Origin of the sequence: Streptomyces sp. NPDC047049, from assembly GCF_040643995.1 — a bacterium.
Lineage (GTDB): Bacteria > Actinomycetota > Actinomycetes > Streptomycetales > Streptomycetaceae > Streptomyces > Streptomyces mooreae.
In genome coordinates this window covers 116,222-132,061 of the sequence record NZ_JBEYVM010000002.1, presented here as the reverse complement: position 1 = coordinate 132,061, position 15,840 = coordinate 116,222, and the positions used below count along the sequence as shown (strand labels likewise).

The window sequence follows — 15,840 nt, the reverse complement described above, 5'->3', positions numbered from 1 at the left end:
GGCCCGCGCGTACCGAAGAGTGGTACGAGCGGGCCCGCATGCTGGACGCGGAGGGGATGTGCCCCGTTCCGTCCGGGTGGGGACTCAGCCGTTGGTGTCCTTGGCGGAGGCGTCCTGCGGCGCCGCGCCGGCCGTCAGGCCGTTCGCCGCGTCCCGCCGCTTGATGCAGAGGTAGCCCACGCCCAGGATGAGCGCCCACACGGGAGCCGCGTAGAGCGAGATCCGGGCGTCCTTGTCGACGCCCATCATCACGATCACCATGGCGATGAAGGCCAGCGCGAAGACCGAGGTGTAGGGGCTGCCGGGGGCCTTGAACTCGGACTGCGGCAGCTCGCCGCGGTTCGCCTTGGCGCGGTAGCGCAGCTGCGAGGCCAGGATGACGATCCACGCCCACATACCGGAGATGGTGGCGAAGGAGACGACGTAGTTGAACGCCTCGCCGGGCCACTGGTAATTGATGTAGACGCCGAAGAGCATCATCGCGACCGAGACGCCGGTGCCCCAGGTGGGCAGGCCGTTCTTGCTGAGCTTGGTGAAGAACTTCGGGCCCTGGCCGTTGAGCGCGAGGTCGCGCAGCATCCGGCCGGTGGAGTACATACCGGAGTTGGCCGAGGAGAGCGCGGCGGTCAGCACGACGAAGTTGACGATGCCGGCACCGGCCGGCAGGCCGATCTGCTGGAAGGCGGCGACGAAGGGGCTGACGCCCGGCTTGAAGACCGTCCAGCTGACGACCGACAGGATGATGATCAGCGCACCGATGTAGAAGAGGCCGATCCGCCACGGCACAGTGTTGATCGCCTTGGGCAGGACCTTCTTCGGGTTGGTCGCCTCGCCCGCGGTCACGCCGACGAGCTCGACGGCGAGGAAGGCGAACATCACGATCTGCAGCGTCATCAGCGTGCCGCCGATGCCCTTGGGGAAGAAGCCGCCGTGGGACCACAGGTTGGTGAAGGAGGCGGTGTCACCGGCGTCGGAGAAGCCGAGGGTGATCACGCCGAGGCCGATCAGGATCATGCCGATGATCGCGGTGACCTTGACCATCGAGAACCAGAATTCCAGCTCACCGAAGATCTTCACGGAGATCAGGTTGATGCCGAAGAGCGCGCAGGTGAAGACGAGGGCCGCGGCCCATTGCGGTATGCCCTTGTTCCAGTACTGCACGTACGTGGCGGCGGCGGTCACTTCCGTGATGCCGGTGACGACCCAGAACAGCCAGTACGTCCAGCCGGTCACGAAGCCGATGAAGGGGCCGAGGAATTCCCGTCCGTACTCCGAGAACGACCCGGAGACGGGGCGGTACATGAGCAGCTCGCCCAGGGCCCGCATGATGAAGAAAATGACCAGACCGACGATGGCGTAGGCGAGGATGATGCTCGGCCCTGCCATCGAGATCGCCTTGCCGGCTCCGAGGAAGAGTCCGGTACCGATGGCGCCGCCAATGGCGATCATCTGGATCTGACGGTTTCCCAGACCCCGCTGATAGCCCTCTTCGGGGGCCGTCCCAGCTGCCTCATCGCCGTCTTGCTGCTTGTCGACCTGCACAGAGGTCATGTGTGGTGCGCCTTTCTCCATACCGACCCGGTCTGTCCGGATCGGATCCCGATCCCCCGGATGGAGTTCCTGCACGCCGACGGTCGGCCGGCAGTAGCGCTCCCGCGGCGACAGGGGTGGCGTCGCTCACGGCAGGTCGTGAACATGTATCACGGCGTCTCTCGGACCGCCTAGGGATGGCGTGAATCAAACCACGAGAGAAAGCGGACAAGGGCCCTGAAGTGCGGCAATTCACATGGCCGAGGTGATGCGATCGTTATCCGGATTTGAGCATCCGCTGAGCGAACACAGCGGTAACAACAGGGGTGGAACGCCCTGTTTTCAGCCCATCAGAGAGTCCACAAGCGTCTCCTGGAGCCCGCCGAGCCAGAGGTATGCCATCACCATCGGCTTGCGCGGATCGCTGTCCGGGAGCCGCAGCAGTTCTCCGCCATCTTCTTCATCGGTGACTTCAAGCCGGGTTCCGATGGCCAGCCTGAGGTCGTTGAGGGCTCCCAGCCACTGCCGGCACTCACCGGCGTCGAGGCGGAGCAGCGCACTGTCACCGGCGGGCGCCAGGCCGTCCAGCGCGCGGATCAGCGCCAGGGCGTCCTCACGCTTGCGCGCGCGCAGATCGTTCTCGGTGTAGCGGCGGAATTCGGCGGAGGCGGCGCGCACATCGTCGTCGGGGACGAGGTCGGGTCCGCCGTAGGCGTCGGGGAAGAGTCGGGCCAGCACCGGGTCGGCGGGCGGCTCGCTGGGGCCGTCGTTGAAGATCGACGCCAGCAGGTCGTCGCTCTCGCTCTCCCCGGCCGCCTCGCCCGGACCGATCAGCTCCATCAGCTGGACGGCGAGGCTGCGCAGGATGGAGATCTCGACCTCGTCGAGGGGGACGACGGCGCCGCCGCCGGGCTGCGGCTCGAAGTGCCCGGTCATCGGCGGTCCTGCTGAAGGGTCGCCCACAGGCCGTAGCCGTGCATGGCCTGCACGTCGCGCTCCATTTCCTCGCGGCTGCCGCTGGAGACCACCGCGCGTCCCTTGTGATGGACGTCGAGCATCAACTGGTGCGCCTTGCCCTTGGAGTAGCCGAAGTACGACTGGAACACGTACGAGACGTAGCTCATGAGGTTGACCGGGTCGTTGTGGACGATCGTGACCCACGGGACGTCGGGTTCGGGGACCTCGAAGGGGGCCTCGCTCGACTGGGGGCGCTCGGTCTCGACCGGGACACTGAGGGTGCAGCGATGCGGCCGGAGCGTGATCGTGGGTGACGGGTGGGCGCTCACAGGCCCCATGCTGCCACCCGGGGGCGGGCGACGCACAAATGCCCCTCACGCGGGCCGCGTCGGCGAGGGGCACCCGGCACCCGCGGGCGGTCTTTTGTCGCCCCCGGAGCACTATCGTCAAAGTGACGAGTATTGGGGGTAGCATCGTCCCCATGAACACAGCAGACCTGGGGCTGCCGGTGGCCGTGCCGTCGACTGCGCTCTTCACCGACCAGTACGAACTCACCATGCTGCAGGCCGCGTTGCGGTCCGGCACCGCGGACCGGCGGTCGGTCTTCGAGGTCTTCACCCGCCGGCTGCCCGAGGGCCGCCGCTACGGCGTGGTGGGCGGCACCGGCCGGGTGCTGGACGCGGTGGAGAACTTCCGCTTCGACGAGACGATCCTCGGCTTCCTGCGCGAGCGCGCCATCCTCGACGAGCCGACCCTGGAGTGGCTGGCCGGCTTCCGTTTCCGCGGCGACATCTGGGGCTACCCGGAGGGCGAGGTCTACTTTCCCGGCTCCCCTCTCATGCGCGTCGAGGGCACCTTCGCCGAGGCGGTCCTCCTGGAGACGGTGATCCTCTCGATCCTCAACCACGACTCCGCGGTGGCCGCGGCCGCCTCCCGGATGTCGGTGGCGGCCGGCACCCGTCCGCTGATGGAGATGGGTGCCCGGCGCACCCATGAGCTCGGCGCGGTGGCCGCGTCCCGCGCCGCCTACGTCGGCGGCTTCCACACCACCTCCGACCTGGCGGCCGGCTTCCGCTACGGCATCCCCACCGTGGGCACCAGCGCGCACGCCTTCACCCTGCTGCACGACACCGAGCGGGACGCCTTCACCGCGCAGGTCGACAGCCTGGGCAGCGGGACGACCCTGCTCGTGGACACCTTCGACGTCGCCGAGGCGGTGCGCACCGCGGTGGAGGTGGCCGGACCGGGTCTCGGCGCCGTCCGGATCGACTCCGGCGATCTGCTGCTGATCGCCCACCGGGTGCGCCAGCAGCTCGACGAGCTGGGCGCCACCAAGACCAAGATCGTGGTCACCAGCGATCTGGACGAGTACGCCATCGCCTCGCTGGCCGCCGCGCCGGTGGACGCGTACGGCGTCGGCACCCAGCTGGTGACCGGCAGCGGCCACCCGACCTGCTCGATGGTCTACAAGCTGGTCGCCCGCGCCGACAGCGAGGAGCCGGGCGCCCCGCTGCGGCCGGTCGCGAAGAAGTCGATGGGCGCCAAGAGCTCGCTCGGCGGCCGTAAATGGGCCGCGCGCCGGCTGGACGAGGACGGGGTGGCCACCGCCGAGGTCATCGGCACCGGCACCGTCCCGGCGGAGCTGGCCGACCGGCAGCTGCTGGTACCGCTGGTGAGCGCCGGCACGGTGGTGGCCCGCGAGCCGCTGGACGCCGCCCGCGCCCGGCACATCGCCGCCCGCGACCGGCTGCCGCTGTCGGCGACCCAGCTCTCCCGCGGTGAGCCGGTGCTGGCGACCGAGTACGTCTGACGACCGCGCGGCGCCCGGCATCCGCCGCACCGCCGGGCTCCGCACCACTCCCGCAATCCCCCTCCAGTGGCTACCCTCGGTCACACCACCCCGCTCCGCGCCCCTCCCCCGATTCCAGCCGGAAGGCACGCACCATGCACCGGGCATTGATCGTCGTTGATGTGCAGAACGACTTCTGCGAGGGCGGCAGCCTCGCGGTGGCGGGAGGTGCGGATGTGGCGGCGGCGATCACCGATCTGATCGGCCAGACGGCCGGCGGCTGCTACCGCCATGTCGTGGCCACCCGGGATCACCACATCGATCCCGGCGACCACTTCTCCGCCACCCCCGACTACGAGACCTCCTGGCCGGTGCACTGCGTGGCCGGCACCGAAGGCAGCGGCTTCCACCCCAATTTCGCCCCGGCGCTCGCCTCCGGCGCCATCGACGCGGTCTTCGGCAAGGGCGCCCACACCGGCGCCTACAGCGGTTTCGAGGGCGCGGACGAGAACGGCACCCCGCTCGCCGACTGGCTGCACGCACACCGGGTCACCGAGGTCGACGTGGTCGGCATCGCCACCGATCACTGCGTACGGGCCACCGCGCTGGACGCGCTCCGCGCCGGGCTGCGCACCCATGTCCTGCTGGACCTGACCGCCGGGGTGGCCGCGCACACCACCGAGCGGGCGCTTCAGGAGCTGCGGGCGGCCGGCGCCGAGCTGACCGGCAAGCCGGTGGTCCTCGGCGGCTGAAGGGCGTGTCCTGGATCAGCCGGACCGGTCCAGGACACGCCCTTCAGCCGTTCGCGGGGCCCGTCAGGCGGCCGAGGCCGGGCGGTCGTCGTCGTCCGGGCCCTCCTCCCGCAGCGGGCGGGCCGGGTTCCGCAGCAGCGCCCGTATGGGGTGCCACGACTCGGTGTCGTCCTCCGGGGCCTCGCGCCAGACCAGGCCGTCCGGATGGTGCAGGACGGCCGTGACCTCGTCGGGTGTGGGCGGCTTGGTGTTGCCGCGCAGGTAGACGGCGCGCAGGCCGAGGTTGCGCAGCCTGGTCAGGGCGCGCTGGCGGTTCGCGGCATGGACCAGGACCCGCACCCGGCATCCGCAGTCGTAGAGGCCGCCCCGCGCACCGTGGGGCGGCCTGGGCAGCGACAGGGCGACCACCACGCTTCCGCCGGGAAGCCTGGTGAAACCGCCACCGGACATCGTCATATCTCCCCCCGTGAGACTTCGCGTCAATAAGGAACTGTAGAACGCATCTAAACGCGAATCGGCCGCCGCCCGCTAGGGGGCGGCGGCCGCATAGCCATTGACCTGCCGTTTTACCTTTTACTTACCAGCAGGGCCGACCTGAAGCGTCACCGCGGAGCCGTCCCGGGCCTCCTTGGAGATCTTGATCCGGGTGTTGGTGTCAGGGACGATCACACCACCGGTCGGGTTGGCCTTGTCGTAGTAGACGCCGTGCCGGTCGTCGAAGAGCGTCACGCCCTTCTTCGAGGTGATCGTGACCGGCTTGCCGTCCCGGTGCAGGGTCAGCGCGTCGGTCGGGAACCGCGTGAAGGTCGAGTCGTAGCTCTGGAAGCGGTTGCGCATCAGCTTGCCGTCGGCCCAGTGCTCGGCCTTGGGGTGCGCGTCGACCGGCAGGATCTGCCCGTGGCCGGGGTGCTGGCCGACGTTGTTGTCCGGCTGCGAGGTGTCCCACAGCCAGATCAGCACGCCGTTCTGGTACGGGAAGTGCTCCACCCAGCTCGGCTTGGCGGTGGTCCAGCCGAAGTTGTACGGGCCGACCTTGAGGGTCTTGTCGTACGACACGTACTGGCGGTTCTCGGCGATGTAGTACTGCGGGTAGTCCTTGGTGAAGGACGCGCCGATGCGCGAGAAGCCCTTGCTGGTCCAGCCGTTGTCGCCGCTCTCGGCGTTGTCGCTGAACAGCGGCTTGCCGTCGGCGGTCACGCTGACGGTGTCGGCCGCGAAGCCCTTGCCGCTGGTGCCGCCGTCGGTCTGGTAGCGGAAGCGCAGGTCGATCTTCTTGCCCGCGTAGGCGTCCAGCGGGTAGGCGAGGTCCTGGTAGGCGGCGACGGTGCCGGTCAGGGCGGGCTTGTCGCTGCCGTCGCGCGGGATGGCCTTGCCGCCCGCGGTGCCTTCCAGCGCGGTCCAGTTGTTGCCGCCGTCGGTCGAGACCTCGGCGTAGAGGTAGTCGTAGTCCTTCTCGATGTCCCACCAGCCCTTGAGGCCCAGGGACGCCTTGGACTTACCGGTGAGGTCCACCTGCCGGGACAGGGTGTTCTTCAGGTCGTCGCCCCTGCCGCTCCACCACTGGTGCGAGCCCTCGGCGGGCTGGACGACCTCGGTCGTGACCTTCTTGGCCGGCAGGGTGACGACCACGGCCTGCTTGTTCCTGGTGTTGTACTCCGCGACGCCCAGCTTGTACGAGGACTTGGACGCGGCCTTCGCCTTGCCGTAGTTGAGCCAGCCCAGCTGCAGCTTGTCCCAGGCGCTCATGTCACCGGGCAGGTCGCCGATGCTGTCCTTGCCGGTGCCGAGCCAGGAGCCGCCCGACATCAACGACCAGAAGTCCACGGAGGATTCGCCGGTGCCGGAGGTGTCGTACTCGTCCGGCAGGCCCAGGTCGTGACCGTACTCATGGGCGAAGACGCCGAGTCCGCCGTTCTCCGGCTGCATCGTGTAGTCGCCGACCCAGATCCCGGTGTCGCCGATCTGGGTGCCGCCCGCCTTGTTGGCCCCCGGGCCGGTCTTGCCCGCGTCGGTGCCGTAGGCGTACCAGCGGTGTGCCCAGAGAGCATCGGTCTTCTGGACGCCGCCGCCGGCGGACTCGTCCTCACCGGCGTGCACGATCTGGAAGTGGTCGATGTAGCCGTCGGGCTCGTTGAAGTTGCCGTCGCCGTCGTGGTCGTAGCGGTCCCACTGGTCGTACTTGGCGAGGTCGGCCTTGATCTGGGCGTCGGTGCGGCCCTTGGCCTTCTGGTCCTTGGCCCACTGGTTGACGCCGTCGCGGACCAGGTCCCAGACGTTGTTGCAGTTGTGCTGGCCGCAGTAGTTGGAGCCGTAGCGGGCCTCGTTCGCGTCGACCTTGACCCAGTCGGAGACCTCGCCGGCGACCGAGTAGCGGCCGGAGGACTGCTTCTCGTAGTACTTGGCCAGCGACTGCTTCTTCTTGTCGTGCGAGAAGTAGAGGTCCTGGAAGTGCTTCTGACTGAAGTCCTTCTGCCAGGCCGTGCTGTTGTCCGTGGCACGGTCCGGCTCGGCTATCTTGTTGTGCGCCGGGCCGGGGTCCCCGCCGTACTTCTTCACCGGCGGCTTGGGGCCGTCGCCGTCCGGGTCGAACATCGTGGTGTCGTCGACCTTGTCGCCGAAGTCCACGAGGATCGTGAAGATCTTGTCGGTCTTCTGCCGGGCGAGCTCGACGTACTTGCTCTTGCCGAGCTTGACGACCTTGGAACCGCCCCGCACGAACGCCTTGGCGTCACCGGAGATGACCTGCTGGAGCGCTTCCTTGCGCTCGGCCGCCTGCCGGTCGCTGAACGGGCCCTTGAGGTCGTGGTCCACGGTCCGCTCGGGGGCCGGGTCATGGCGCCTGGCCACGGGCGAGGGTCCCTGCGCGTCGGCCGCGGCCACCCCCGAAGACAAAGCGGCCGCCCCGATCGCGGCAATTGCCGTGGCCAGGGCGGCCGATCTGAACACCGTTCTGTTGTCTCTCACTTGGCGCTGTCCTCCCCTTCGAACCGGTCACTGTTCGACGGCATTCGACCGGAAGTACGGGGAAAAAGACAGATCTTGACTTGGCCACGTCAGCGAAGTACGTTACTCGGCTCGCGAGTTGCGGCTATCGGACACCGCGCGGCGGCGTCGTTCCGGGCGCCCCCTCGTTGGGCAGAGGCCCGGTGTATATGCCTGCCGGGCATGCGCCCCCGTCCCCAACAGCCATGACGGCACGGGGCATCCACACGGGCGCCGGTGTTGTGCGCCCCCTGTGCACCGGGACCGTGGGTTAGGTCACGCTTACCTGGCGTTCCGTTCGGGCAGTAAGGACCGTAGCCTCGCTTGATGGCGCGCCCTTGACCGAGACCCCCTGCCGACCCTCCGAGGACGGATTCCGCCATGCCTCGTCCGACCCCCGCACAGCTCGCCTACGGTTCGGCCACCGTCTTTCTCTCCACCCTCGCGATGCTGCTGCTCTCGCAGACGCAGACCGGGATCGGGGTCGCGGTCATCGCCATCGCCGGGCTCGGGCTCGGACTGCTGGTCGCCATGACGGTCCCGATGCCCGGGGTGCCGCGGGTGGTCCGCCGGCATCTCGTACGGGACGAGGCACCCGCCGCGCCCGCCCCGCCCCAGGCCGTACCGACGCCGCCCGGGCCTCTGACGCCCGCGGCGGCCTCATCCCCCCGCGTCCCCTGGGGCCGCTGCGCCGAACCGGCCGCCGCCGCCACGGACAGCCGGATCGGCGAGCACTCACGCTGAGGCGGGTACTCCCGCGCTGAGGCGCACCCTCGCGCCGGGGCGCGCGCCCACACCGCGGCGGGCACTCACGCCGAGGGAGTTCCGGCCATCGGTGTCTGTGCCGGTGTCTGGGTGGACACCACCACGGTTTTCGCCGCCTTGTCGTGCAGACACTGGTGATACGGCTGGTCCCAGGTACACCACAGGACGTTGACCAGCCAGAAGATAAAGCCGCAGCACGGCACGATCTCCGGCAGCGTATAGACCGCGGCCCGGGTCCAGCCCGCCTGCGCGGTGGGGATCGAGCCGTTCGAGAGCATCGCCACCCGGATCTTCATCGCCATCTTGCCGAGGGTCTGGCCGCGGCTGGAGAGCATCAGCCCTTCGTAGATGAGATACGCCAGCATGGTGACGCCCGATACCGTCGACTGCCTGCCGGCCTCCACGCTGTCGGTACTGAAGTAGTCCACCCCGCCGACGATCAGCGTCATGATCACGGATACCGGCACCCCGATGATGATCGCGTCGATGATGCGCGCCACGAGCCGGCGCCCGCGGTTCGCCAACGGCGGCATACCGGCCAGCGGGTCGGCCGGGCCGGGCTGCCCGCCGTAGGGGTCACCGGCATACGGGCCGCTGCCGTACGGGGCGCCCGCGTAGGGCGGCGGGGTACCGCCCGGGGGCGGGGTGCCGCCCGGCGGCGGGGTCCCACCCGGCGGCGGGCCTCCCGGGGGCGGCGCGCCGCCCTCACCGGCGCCCGTACCGTTGCCGCCCGTACCGTTGCCGCGCGGAGCGTGGTTGCGCTGGGCGCCGTTCTCGCGGGGCGAGCTGTTACGGGGAGCGCCGCCCGCCGGGGGCTCCTGCGGCTTCTTCAGGAACGGGTCGTCCTCCGGCGGCTCACCGGAACCGGGCCGGGGCTGGTCGGTACTCATGGCCCGAGTCGACCCCTTGTCGCGGCCCGCCGCATCCGGCGAAGTCCGTTCGGGGGACGGCTACCGGCCGGGCGGGCGGCGCGGCGGGCGGCGCTGTGGAGACAGGCCCCAGGAGCCTCAGCCGGAGGCGACGAACGTCCGCGCGGCCTTGTCGTGCCAGCACTGGCGCCACGGCCGGTCGAACAGGCACCACAGGACGTTCAGCACGCCGACGACGAGCACGCCGAGGACGCCGTAGACGAACCAGCGCCGCAGCGCCGCCCCGAGGGCCGGGGTGTCATGGCTCTCGATGTCCAGGACCCGTACGCCGCACAGCTTCTTGCCCAGGGTGCGGCCCCACTTGAGGGTCGGCAGCACCTCGTAGAGCGCACCGCCGAGCAGCAGGACGGCCAGGATCGTGGCGAAGACCGGGATGGTGGTGCCGTCGATCAGATAGACCGTCATCTGGCGGCCGGACTGCTTGGCCGCCTCGACCTTGGCGTCGATGTGGTCCGTGACGGTGCTCCACATGGGAACGGCCACCGCGGCGGTGAGCGCCCCCAGCACCAGCGTGTCGATCAGCCGGGCCGCCAGCCTGCGGCCGAGCCCGGCCGGGTGGCCCTGCGCGGCCTGGGCCAGAGCCGAGAACGGATCGGCGGCGGCCGGCGGCTTCCAGGGGATGACACCGTCGGCGTCGGCGCCCTGCGCGCCGGATCCGGCCGGTGCGCCGCCGCCCTGCGCCGGGAAGCCGGCCGAGGGGGCGGAAGCCTGCGGGCCGGGGGTCTGCGGGCCCGGGGACGCCTGGTGCTGCGGGGCCTGCGGGGCGGCCTGGTGCTGTGCGGCCTGGTGCTGCGGGGCGGGACCCGGGGTCTGCTGCGGCGCCGGGCGGTCCTGCTGTCCCTTGCCGACGGACGGCAGCGACTGCGGGGAGGCGTCAGCGGGCGCGGCGGACGGGGTCGGGGTACGGCCGCCGCCCGCGACACGGATCGCCATGGTCTCGCCGCCCTTGGCGGGCTGTGCGGCGCCGGGCCGTACCGCACGGATCGCGGTGGTGCCCTGGTCCGCGGAGGTGTTGCCGCGGCGGGCGGCCGGGTTCACGGCCCGGATGGCGACGGTCCCGTCGGACGGGCCCTCGGTCCGCGCGGGCGAGGACGCGCCGGGCGCCTCGCCGGCCGGGGCCCCGTCGCCGCCCTGCTCGCGCTGTGGCGGCACCCCGCCCCAGGGAGCGGCGCCCGACGGAGTACCGGCGGGCGCCTGGTCCGGTGAGCCCCAGGAGATCCGGCGGTCGGTCTCGGCGCCGTAGCCGCCCTGCCGGGAGGCGTCGGCCTGCCAGGAGGCCGCCGGTTCGGGGCCGGCGCCGTGCAGCCGGGCCGGGTCGTCCCAGCCGGCCGCGGGCCGGGCCTCGACCTCGCCGCTCTGGCGTACGGCCGGCACCGAGGAGCCGCCGGCCGGCCCCTCCTCGTCGAAGAACACCGGTCCGGTCTCCTCGACGGCGGGGGAAGCCGCCGGGGCCACACCGGGCGGCGGTGCGGGCATCGCCTCGCCCTCGGCGGGGGCGGGCCGGCTGGTGCCCGGCACCCATGCGGCACCGTTCCAGTACCGGATGTAGCCGGGGATGGACGGGTCCGGGTAGAAGCCTGGCGTGGGGCTACCGCCGGCGGATCCTGAGGTAGGGGCGCTCATGTCCGAAGTCCCGTATCTGTACTCGGCCTGGTGGGTGTGGGGTGCAGTCTGCCGCAAGGCGGCGTCCACATCTATCAGACCCCGGTCGCGCTCATCCCCGTGCCCGCCCACGACCACCTGGAAGAGGCGCGGGAAAAAAGTTGTACGAAGTCGTGTAATGGTCCGGCGCACGGCGCCTCTCTCCTGTGTGCGGGCCCGGTACCGGGTGCCCGCGGGCGCGAGGAGAGGCGGACGTCATGCACACCGTGGTGGAGCGAGAGCTGGAGCTGGGCCTGGTCCTGTCACCGGAGCGGAGTGTTCCGGTCCCGGCCCGGCTGACGTACCGGACGGACGACCCGTACGCCGTGCATGTGGCGTTCCATATCGGTTCCCACTCCCCGGTCCGGTGGACCTTCGCCCGCGAACTGCTCGTCGAGGGCGTGTTCCGGCCGTGCGGTGACGGCGACGTACGGGTGTGGCCGACCAAGCTCGACGGGCGCAGCCTGGTCTGCATCGAGCTGGACTCGCCGGACGGCCGGGCGCTGCTGGAGACACCGGCCCCCGCGGTCTCGGCATGGCTGGCGCGCACGTTGCGGGTGGTGCCGCCGGGGGCCGAGCAGGGGCATCTGGACCTCGACAAAGGACTGAGCGAACTGCTCGCCATGGCGCCGACGGAGGCGGCGGAGGAGCAGCGGCCGGGCGGCCCCCGGCCCTCGGAGGAGTCGCCCGAGCCCGGGGCGTAAGGGGTGGCGCGGCCGCTGCCACGTGGGCCAACGGGGGCGCGCCGGGGCCGGGTTGCGGACGGCGCCCGGCCGCCGCGGCCCGGCGCGGGCGCCGTGCTCAGCCGCGGTAGGCCTCCAGCAGCCGCAGCCAGACCTCGCTGATCGTCGGGTAGGAGGGCACCGCGTGCCACAGCCGTTCGAGGGGGACCTCGCCGGCCACCGCGACCGTCGCGGAGTGCAGCAGCTCCGCGATCCCGGAGCCGACGAAGGTGGCGCCGAGCAGCACCTCGCGGTCCAGGTCGACGACCATCCGGGCGCGGCCGCGGTAGCCGTCCGCGTACAGGGACGCCCCGGCGACGGCCGCCAGGTCCTGGTCGACCACCCGGATGCGGTATCCGGCCTGCTCCGCCGCGGCGGCGGTCAGGCCCACCGAGGCGGCTTCGGGGTCGGTGAAGATGACCTGGGGGACGGCGAGACGGTCGGCGGTGGCGGCGTGCGCGCCCCAGCGGTCGGACTCCAGGATCGGGACGCCCCGGGCGCGCGCGGAGATGGCGGCGCCGGCGATCCTGGCCTGGTATTTGCCCTGGTGGGTCAGGAGGGCGCGGTGGTTGACGTCGCCGACGCCGTAGAGCCAGCCGCCGGTCACGCCCGTCACCCGGAGGCTGTCGTCGACGTCCAGCCAGGAGCCGGGGGTCAGGCCGACCGTGTCCAGGCCGATGTCCTCGGTGCGCGGGGCCCGGCCGGTGGCGATCAGCAGCTCGTCGGCGACGATCTCGTCCCTGGGGGCACCTCCCGGGCCGCCAGGCCCAGGGGGAGAGTCCAGCAGCACGGTGACGGGGCCGCCCGGGGCTTCCCGGCGTACCTCGCGCACCTCGACGCCGGTCCGCAGGAAGACCCCGGCCTCGGCGAGCGATTCGGCGACCAGGTGGCCGGCGAACGGCTCCATACGGGGCAGCAGCCCGTCGCCGCGTACCAGCAGCGTCACGGAGGAGCCCAGGGCCCGCCAGGCGGTGGCCATCTCGACGCCCACCACGCCGCCGCCGACCACCACCAGACGGCCCGGTACGGCCTTGGCGCTGGTGGCCTCGCGGCTGGTCCAGGGCCGGGCCTCGGCGAGCCCGGGGACGGGGGGCAGCACCGCGCGGCTGCCGGTGCACACCGCGACCGCGTGCCGGGCGGTGAGCACCCGTCCGCCGTCGACGACCACCCGCCGGGGTCCGGCGAGCCGGCCGTGGCCGCGCACCAGGTCGATGCCGGACGAGTCCAGCCAGCGGACCTGTCCGTCGTCCTTCCAGTAGGAGACGAACTCGTCGCGGTGGGCGAGCACCGCCGGTACGTCCAGGGGCACGTCAGCGGCCTCCTTGAGGCCGGGGACCCGGCGGGCCTCGGCGCGGGCGGCGACCGGGCGCAGCAGGGCCTTGCTGGGCATACACGCCCAGTAGGAGCACTCGCCGCCGACGAGTTCGCTCTCCACGACCACCGCGCTCAGCCCGGCGGCGTGCGCCCGGTCGGCGACGTTCTCGCCGGTCGGCCCCGCCCCCAGCACGATGACGTCATACGCCTCATCAGCGGCTCGGTTCGCTTCGGTCGCTGCCATCGGCTCTCGCTTCCTGCGTGGGCATGAGGGGGCCCGGTGGACGTGAGGGCCCGGTGGGCCCGGCGGGTCCTTCTGGCCATCCTCTGCCCAACGGGCCGTCAGCGCATCCGGCGTTCGACCGCTTCCTTGGCCTCGGCGAGTCCGGAGCCGGTCACCTCGCGGTGCACCTTGATCGCCTGGATCTTCTTCCCCTGTGCCAGCAGGGCGTCCAGCTCGGCCATCCTGGGGTCCTCCGGCTCGACGATCCCGGCCTGTGCGAGCAGCAGGTCCACCTTGCGTTCCAGCCGCTGGAGCCGCAGGTCCTGCCGCTTGGCCCGCAGGTCACTCCCTCTGGCGAAGCCGGCGGCCCCGATGAGGAGGAAAACTGCTGCTACGAGGGGTGCGTAATCCATGCCGGAACTCTACGAGGCGGCGGCACGTGCCATGAACACGGCAGTCGCCGCGGGGCCGTGCACGCTGCCCCGGACGGCCGGTGCGCCGTCCGTGAGGATCTCGCATTCGGCGTAGGCGTCCGGTCCTTCGAGGGTGAGGGTGAGCATCGGCATCGCGCCCACGCCCCGTGCGTCGGTCACCACGAACCACGGCAACCCGGGCCGGACCACCTGCTGTTCGCCCCCGGAGTCACCCGGCGCCTGGACGGCGTAGGTGAGGTCGTCGACGCCCTTCCCGGTCACCCGGAAGGTGACCATGCCCTCGCCGGGTCGGTGCGGATCGTTGATCGTCATGGGTGAAGTCAACCGTCCCTCTCCCCGCCCTGTACATCCCGGTCCCGGCCGGGCCGGCGGGGCGCGGGTGCTTCAGAAGAGCTTTCCGGGGTTGAGGATTCCCAGCGGGTCGAAGACGCCCTTGATGCCGCGCTGCAACTCCAGGCCCACCGGCCCCAGTTCGCGCGCCAGCCACTCCTTCTTCAGGACGCCGACGCCGTGCTCACCGGTGATGGTGCCGCCCAGTTGCAGGCCGAGCGCCATGATGGCGTCGAAGGACTCCCGGGCCCGGCGGGACTCGTCGGCGTCCGCGGCGTCGAAGCAGACCGTGGGGTGGGTGTTGCCGTCCCCCGCGTGCGCGCAGACACCGATGGTCAGGTCGTACTTCTCGGCGATGGCGGCGGTGCCGTCGAGCAGTTCGGCGAGCCGGGAGCGCGGTACGCACACATCGTCGATCATCGTGGCGGATTTGACCCGCTCCAGCGCGGTCAGGGTCAGCCGGCGGGCCTGCAGCAGCAGGTCGGACTCGGCGGCGGTCTCGGCGGGCACCACCTCGGTGGCGCCGGCGGCGGTGCACAGCGCGCCGACGGCGGCGAGGTCGGCGGCCGGATCGGGGGTGTCGAAGGCGGCCAGCAGCAGCGCCTCGGTGCTGTCCGGGAGTCCCATCCGCGCCATGGCGTTGACCGCGCGGATGCTCGTACGGTCCATCAGCTCCAGCAGCGACGGGGCGTGGCCGCGGGCCATGATCTCGCAGACCGCCTCGCAGGCGGCCGCGGTGGAGGGGAACTCGGCGGCCAGCGCCAGCTGCGCGGGCGGCTCCGGCTTGAGGGCGAGCACGGCGCGTACGACGATGCCCAGGCTGCCCTCGGAGCCGACGAACAGCCGGGTGAGGTCGTAGCCCGCGACGCCCTTGGCGGTGCGCCGGCCGGTCGTCAGCAGCCGCCCGTCGGCGAGGACGACGTCCAGGCCGAGGACGTACTCGGCGGTGACGCCGTATTTGACGCAGCACAGGCCGCCGGAGGCGGTGCCGATGTTCCCGCCGATCGAGCACTGCTCCCAACTGGAGGGGTCGGGCGGGTAGTAGAGGCCGTGCTCGTTCACCGCGCGGGACAGCACGGCGTTGATGACCCCGGGTTCGACCACCGCGATCCGGTCGACGGGGTTGATCTCGAGGATCCGGTCCATCTTGACCAGCGAGAGCACCAGGCAGCCGTCGGAGGCGTTGGCGGCGCCCGAAAGCCCCGTGCGCGCGCCCTGCGGGACGACCGGGACCCGCAGCTCGGAGGCCGTCCGCATGATGTGCTGGACCTGCTCGACGGTGCGCGGCAGCACGACCACGGCGGGCGTCCCGGCCTCGCAGAAGCTCGCCATGTCGTTGGCGTAGGAGCCGGTCACCTCGGGGTCGGTGAGAATCGCTTCCCCCGGGAGCCCGGCGCGCAGACGTGCGATGAGGTCCATACCCTCAGCCTCGCATCGATGGGCCGTACACGGAAGATCACCGGACGGCCGGG

Annotated in this window: 15 protein-coding genes; 4 read left to right on the top strand and 11 right to left on the bottom strand. The window is 71.4% G+C overall.

The window, feature by feature from the left end:
* Nucleotides 1–84 precede the first annotated feature (84 nt).
* From ABZ851_RS04695 to clpS, 3 genes are all read right to left on the bottom strand, one after another.
* Complete coding sequence (locus ABZ851_RS04695; protein ID WP_361122144.1) at nt 85–1,551, bottom strand: amino acid permease; 1,467 nt, start codon at nt 1,549–1,551, stop codon at nt 85–87.
* 321 nt (nt 1,552–1,872) lie between these two features.
* Nucleotides 1,873–2,466, bottom strand: coding sequence for a DUF2017 domain-containing protein (locus ABZ851_RS04690; RefSeq protein WP_361122141.1), 594 nt, complete (start codon nt 2,464–2,466; stop codon nt 1,873–1,875).
* Nucleotides 2,463–2,792, bottom strand: coding sequence for an ATP-dependent Clp protease adapter ClpS (gene clpS, locus ABZ851_RS04685; protein WP_361123705.1), 330 nt, complete (start codon nt 2,790–2,792; stop codon nt 2,463–2,465). Before clpS ends, ABZ851_RS04690 begins: the two co-directional genes overlap by 4 nt.
* A 176-nt stretch (nt 2,793–2,968) precedes the next feature.
* On the opposite strand from clpS, the gene ABZ851_RS04680 reads away from it, so the two are divergent.
* Together ABZ851_RS04680 and ABZ851_RS04675 are read left to right on the top strand one after the other, a co-directional pair.
* Entirely contained in the window at nt 2,969–4,297 is a 1,329-nt protein-coding gene (locus ABZ851_RS04680) for a nicotinate phosphoribosyltransferase (RefSeq protein WP_361122138.1), read from the top strand.
* A 134-nt stretch (nt 4,298–4,431) separates the two neighbouring features.
* Nucleotides 4,432–5,028, top strand: a complete 597-nt coding sequence (locus ABZ851_RS04675) for an isochorismatase family protein (protein ID WP_361122135.1) — start codon at nt 4,432–4,434, stop codon at nt 5,026–5,028.
* A gap of 63 nt (nt 5,029–5,091) precedes the next feature.
* Here the strand turns inward: ABZ851_RS04675 and ABZ851_RS04670 are convergent, their stop codons facing one another.
* Both ABZ851_RS04670 and ABZ851_RS04665 read right to left on the bottom strand, forming a co-directional pair.
* Nucleotides 5,092–5,484 (bottom strand): hypothetical protein, encoded by a 393-nt coding sequence (locus ABZ851_RS04670; protein WP_361122132.1) that lies wholly within the window; start codon nt 5,482–5,484, stop codon nt 5,092–5,094.
* A 117-nt stretch (nt 5,485–5,601) separates the two neighbouring features.
* Nucleotides 5,602–7,992: an immune inhibitor A domain-containing protein gene (locus ABZ851_RS04665; RefSeq protein ID WP_361122129.1), complete on the bottom strand. Its 2,391-nt coding sequence runs from the start codon at nt 7,990–7,992 to the stop codon at nt 5,602–5,604.
* Between the two features lie 399 nt (nt 7,993–8,391).
* Here ABZ851_RS04665 and ABZ851_RS04660 point away from each other — a divergent pair, with 399 nt between their 5' ends.
* Complete coding sequence (locus ABZ851_RS04660; RefSeq protein ID WP_361122126.1) at nt 8,392–8,754, top strand: hypothetical protein; 363 nt, start codon at nt 8,392–8,394, stop codon at nt 8,752–8,754.
* Nucleotides 8,755–8,819: 65 nt separating this feature from the next.
* Here the strand turns inward: ABZ851_RS04660 and ABZ851_RS04655 are convergent, their stop codons facing one another.
* The gene (locus tag ABZ851_RS04655) at nt 8,820–9,665 is read right to left on the bottom strand and encodes an RDD family protein (RefSeq protein ID WP_361122122.1); all 846 of its coding nucleotides are present in this window, start codon (nt 9,663–9,665) and stop codon (nt 8,820–8,822) included.
* A 117-nt stretch (nt 9,666–9,782) separates the two neighbouring features.
* The gene (locus ABZ851_RS04650) at nt 9,783–11,327 is read right to left on the bottom strand and encodes an RDD family protein (RefSeq protein WP_361122119.1); all 1,545 of its coding nucleotides are present in this window, start codon (nt 11,325–11,327) and stop codon (nt 9,783–9,785) included.
* A gap of 236 nt (nt 11,328–11,563) precedes the next feature.
* Here ABZ851_RS04650 and ABZ851_RS04645 point away from each other — a divergent pair, with 236 nt between their 5' ends.
* The gene (locus tag ABZ851_RS04645; protein ID WP_361122116.1) at nt 11,564–12,049 is read left to right on the top strand and encodes an SsgA family sporulation/cell division regulator; all 486 of its coding nucleotides are present in this window, start codon (nt 11,564–11,566) and stop codon (nt 12,047–12,049) included.
* A gap of 97 nt (nt 12,050–12,146) precedes the next feature.
* On the opposite strand, the gene ABZ851_RS04640 is transcribed toward ABZ851_RS04645, so the two are convergent.
* The 4 genes from ABZ851_RS04640 to ABZ851_RS04625 form a co-directional block, all read right to left on the bottom strand.
* Nucleotides 12,147–13,625: an NAD(P)/FAD-dependent oxidoreductase gene (locus tag ABZ851_RS04640; RefSeq protein ID WP_361122113.1), complete on the bottom strand. Its 1,479-nt coding sequence runs from the start codon at nt 13,623–13,625 to the stop codon at nt 12,147–12,149.
* Between the two features lie 98 nt (nt 13,626–13,723).
* Nucleotides 13,724–14,017 carry a ribosomal protein L7/L12 gene (locus tag ABZ851_RS04635; protein ID WP_361122110.1) on the bottom strand — a complete coding sequence of 98 codons (294 nt, stop codon included), beginning with the start codon at nt 14,015–14,017 and terminating at the stop codon, nt 13,724–13,726.
* 9 nt (nt 14,018–14,026) lie between these two features.
* Complete coding sequence (locus ABZ851_RS04630; RefSeq protein WP_361122107.1) at nt 14,027–14,350, bottom strand: hypothetical protein; 324 nt, start codon at nt 14,348–14,350, stop codon at nt 14,027–14,029.
* 72 nt (nt 14,351–14,422) lie between these two features.
* A complete protein-coding gene (locus tag ABZ851_RS04625) occupies nt 14,423–15,787 on the bottom strand; it encodes an FAD-linked oxidase C-terminal domain-containing protein (protein WP_361122104.1) in 1,365 nt (454 codons plus the stop codon).
* Nucleotides 15,788–15,840 lie beyond the last annotated feature (53 nt).

Coding starts and splice junctions, on each gene's coding strand:
- ABZ851_RS04625 (WP_361122104.1), bottom strand. CDS start 15,787: ATGGACCTCATCGCACGTCTGCGCGCCGGGCTCCCGGGGGAAGCGATT.
- ABZ851_RS04655 (WP_361122122.1), bottom strand. CDS start 9,665: ATGAGTACCGACCAGCCCCGGCCCGGTTCCGGTGAGCCGCCGGAGGAC.
- ABZ851_RS04660 (WP_361122126.1), top strand. CDS start 8,392: ATGCCTCGTCCGACCCCCGCACAGCTCGCCTACGGTTCGGCCACCGTC.
- ABZ851_RS04690 (WP_361122141.1), bottom strand. CDS start 2,466: ATGACCGGGCACTTCGAGCCGCAGCCCGGCGGCGGCGCCGTCGTCCCC.
- ABZ851_RS04650 (WP_361122119.1), bottom strand. CDS start 11,327: ATGAGCGCCCCTACCTCAGGATCCGCCGGCGGTAGCCCCACGCCAGGC.
- ABZ851_RS04630 (WP_361122107.1), bottom strand. CDS start 14,350: ATGACGATCAACGATCCGCACCGACCCGGCGAGGGCATGGTCACCTTC.
- ABZ851_RS04635 (WP_361122110.1), bottom strand. CDS start 14,017: ATGGATTACGCACCCCTCGTAGCAGCAGTTTTCCTCCTCATCGGGGCC.
- ABZ851_RS04675 (WP_361122135.1), top strand. CDS start 4,432: ATGCACCGGGCATTGATCGTCGTTGATGTGCAGAACGACTTCTGCGAG.
- ABZ851_RS04695 (WP_361122144.1), bottom strand. CDS start 1,551: ATGACCTCTGTGCAGGTCGACAAGCAGCAAGACGGCGATGAGGCAGCT.
- ABZ851_RS04670 (WP_361122132.1), bottom strand. CDS start 5,484: ATGACGATGTCCGGTGGCGGTTTCACCAGGCTTCCCGGCGGAAGCGTG.
- ABZ851_RS04680 (WP_361122138.1), top strand. CDS start 2,969: ATGAACACAGCAGACCTGGGGCTGCCGGTGGCCGTGCCGTCGACTGCG.
- ABZ851_RS04645 (WP_361122116.1), top strand. CDS start 11,564: ATGCACACCGTGGTGGAGCGAGAGCTGGAGCTGGGCCTGGTCCTGTCA.
- ABZ851_RS04640 (WP_361122113.1), bottom strand. CDS start 13,625: ATGGCAGCGACCGAAGCGAACCGAGCCGCTGATGAGGCGTATGACGTC.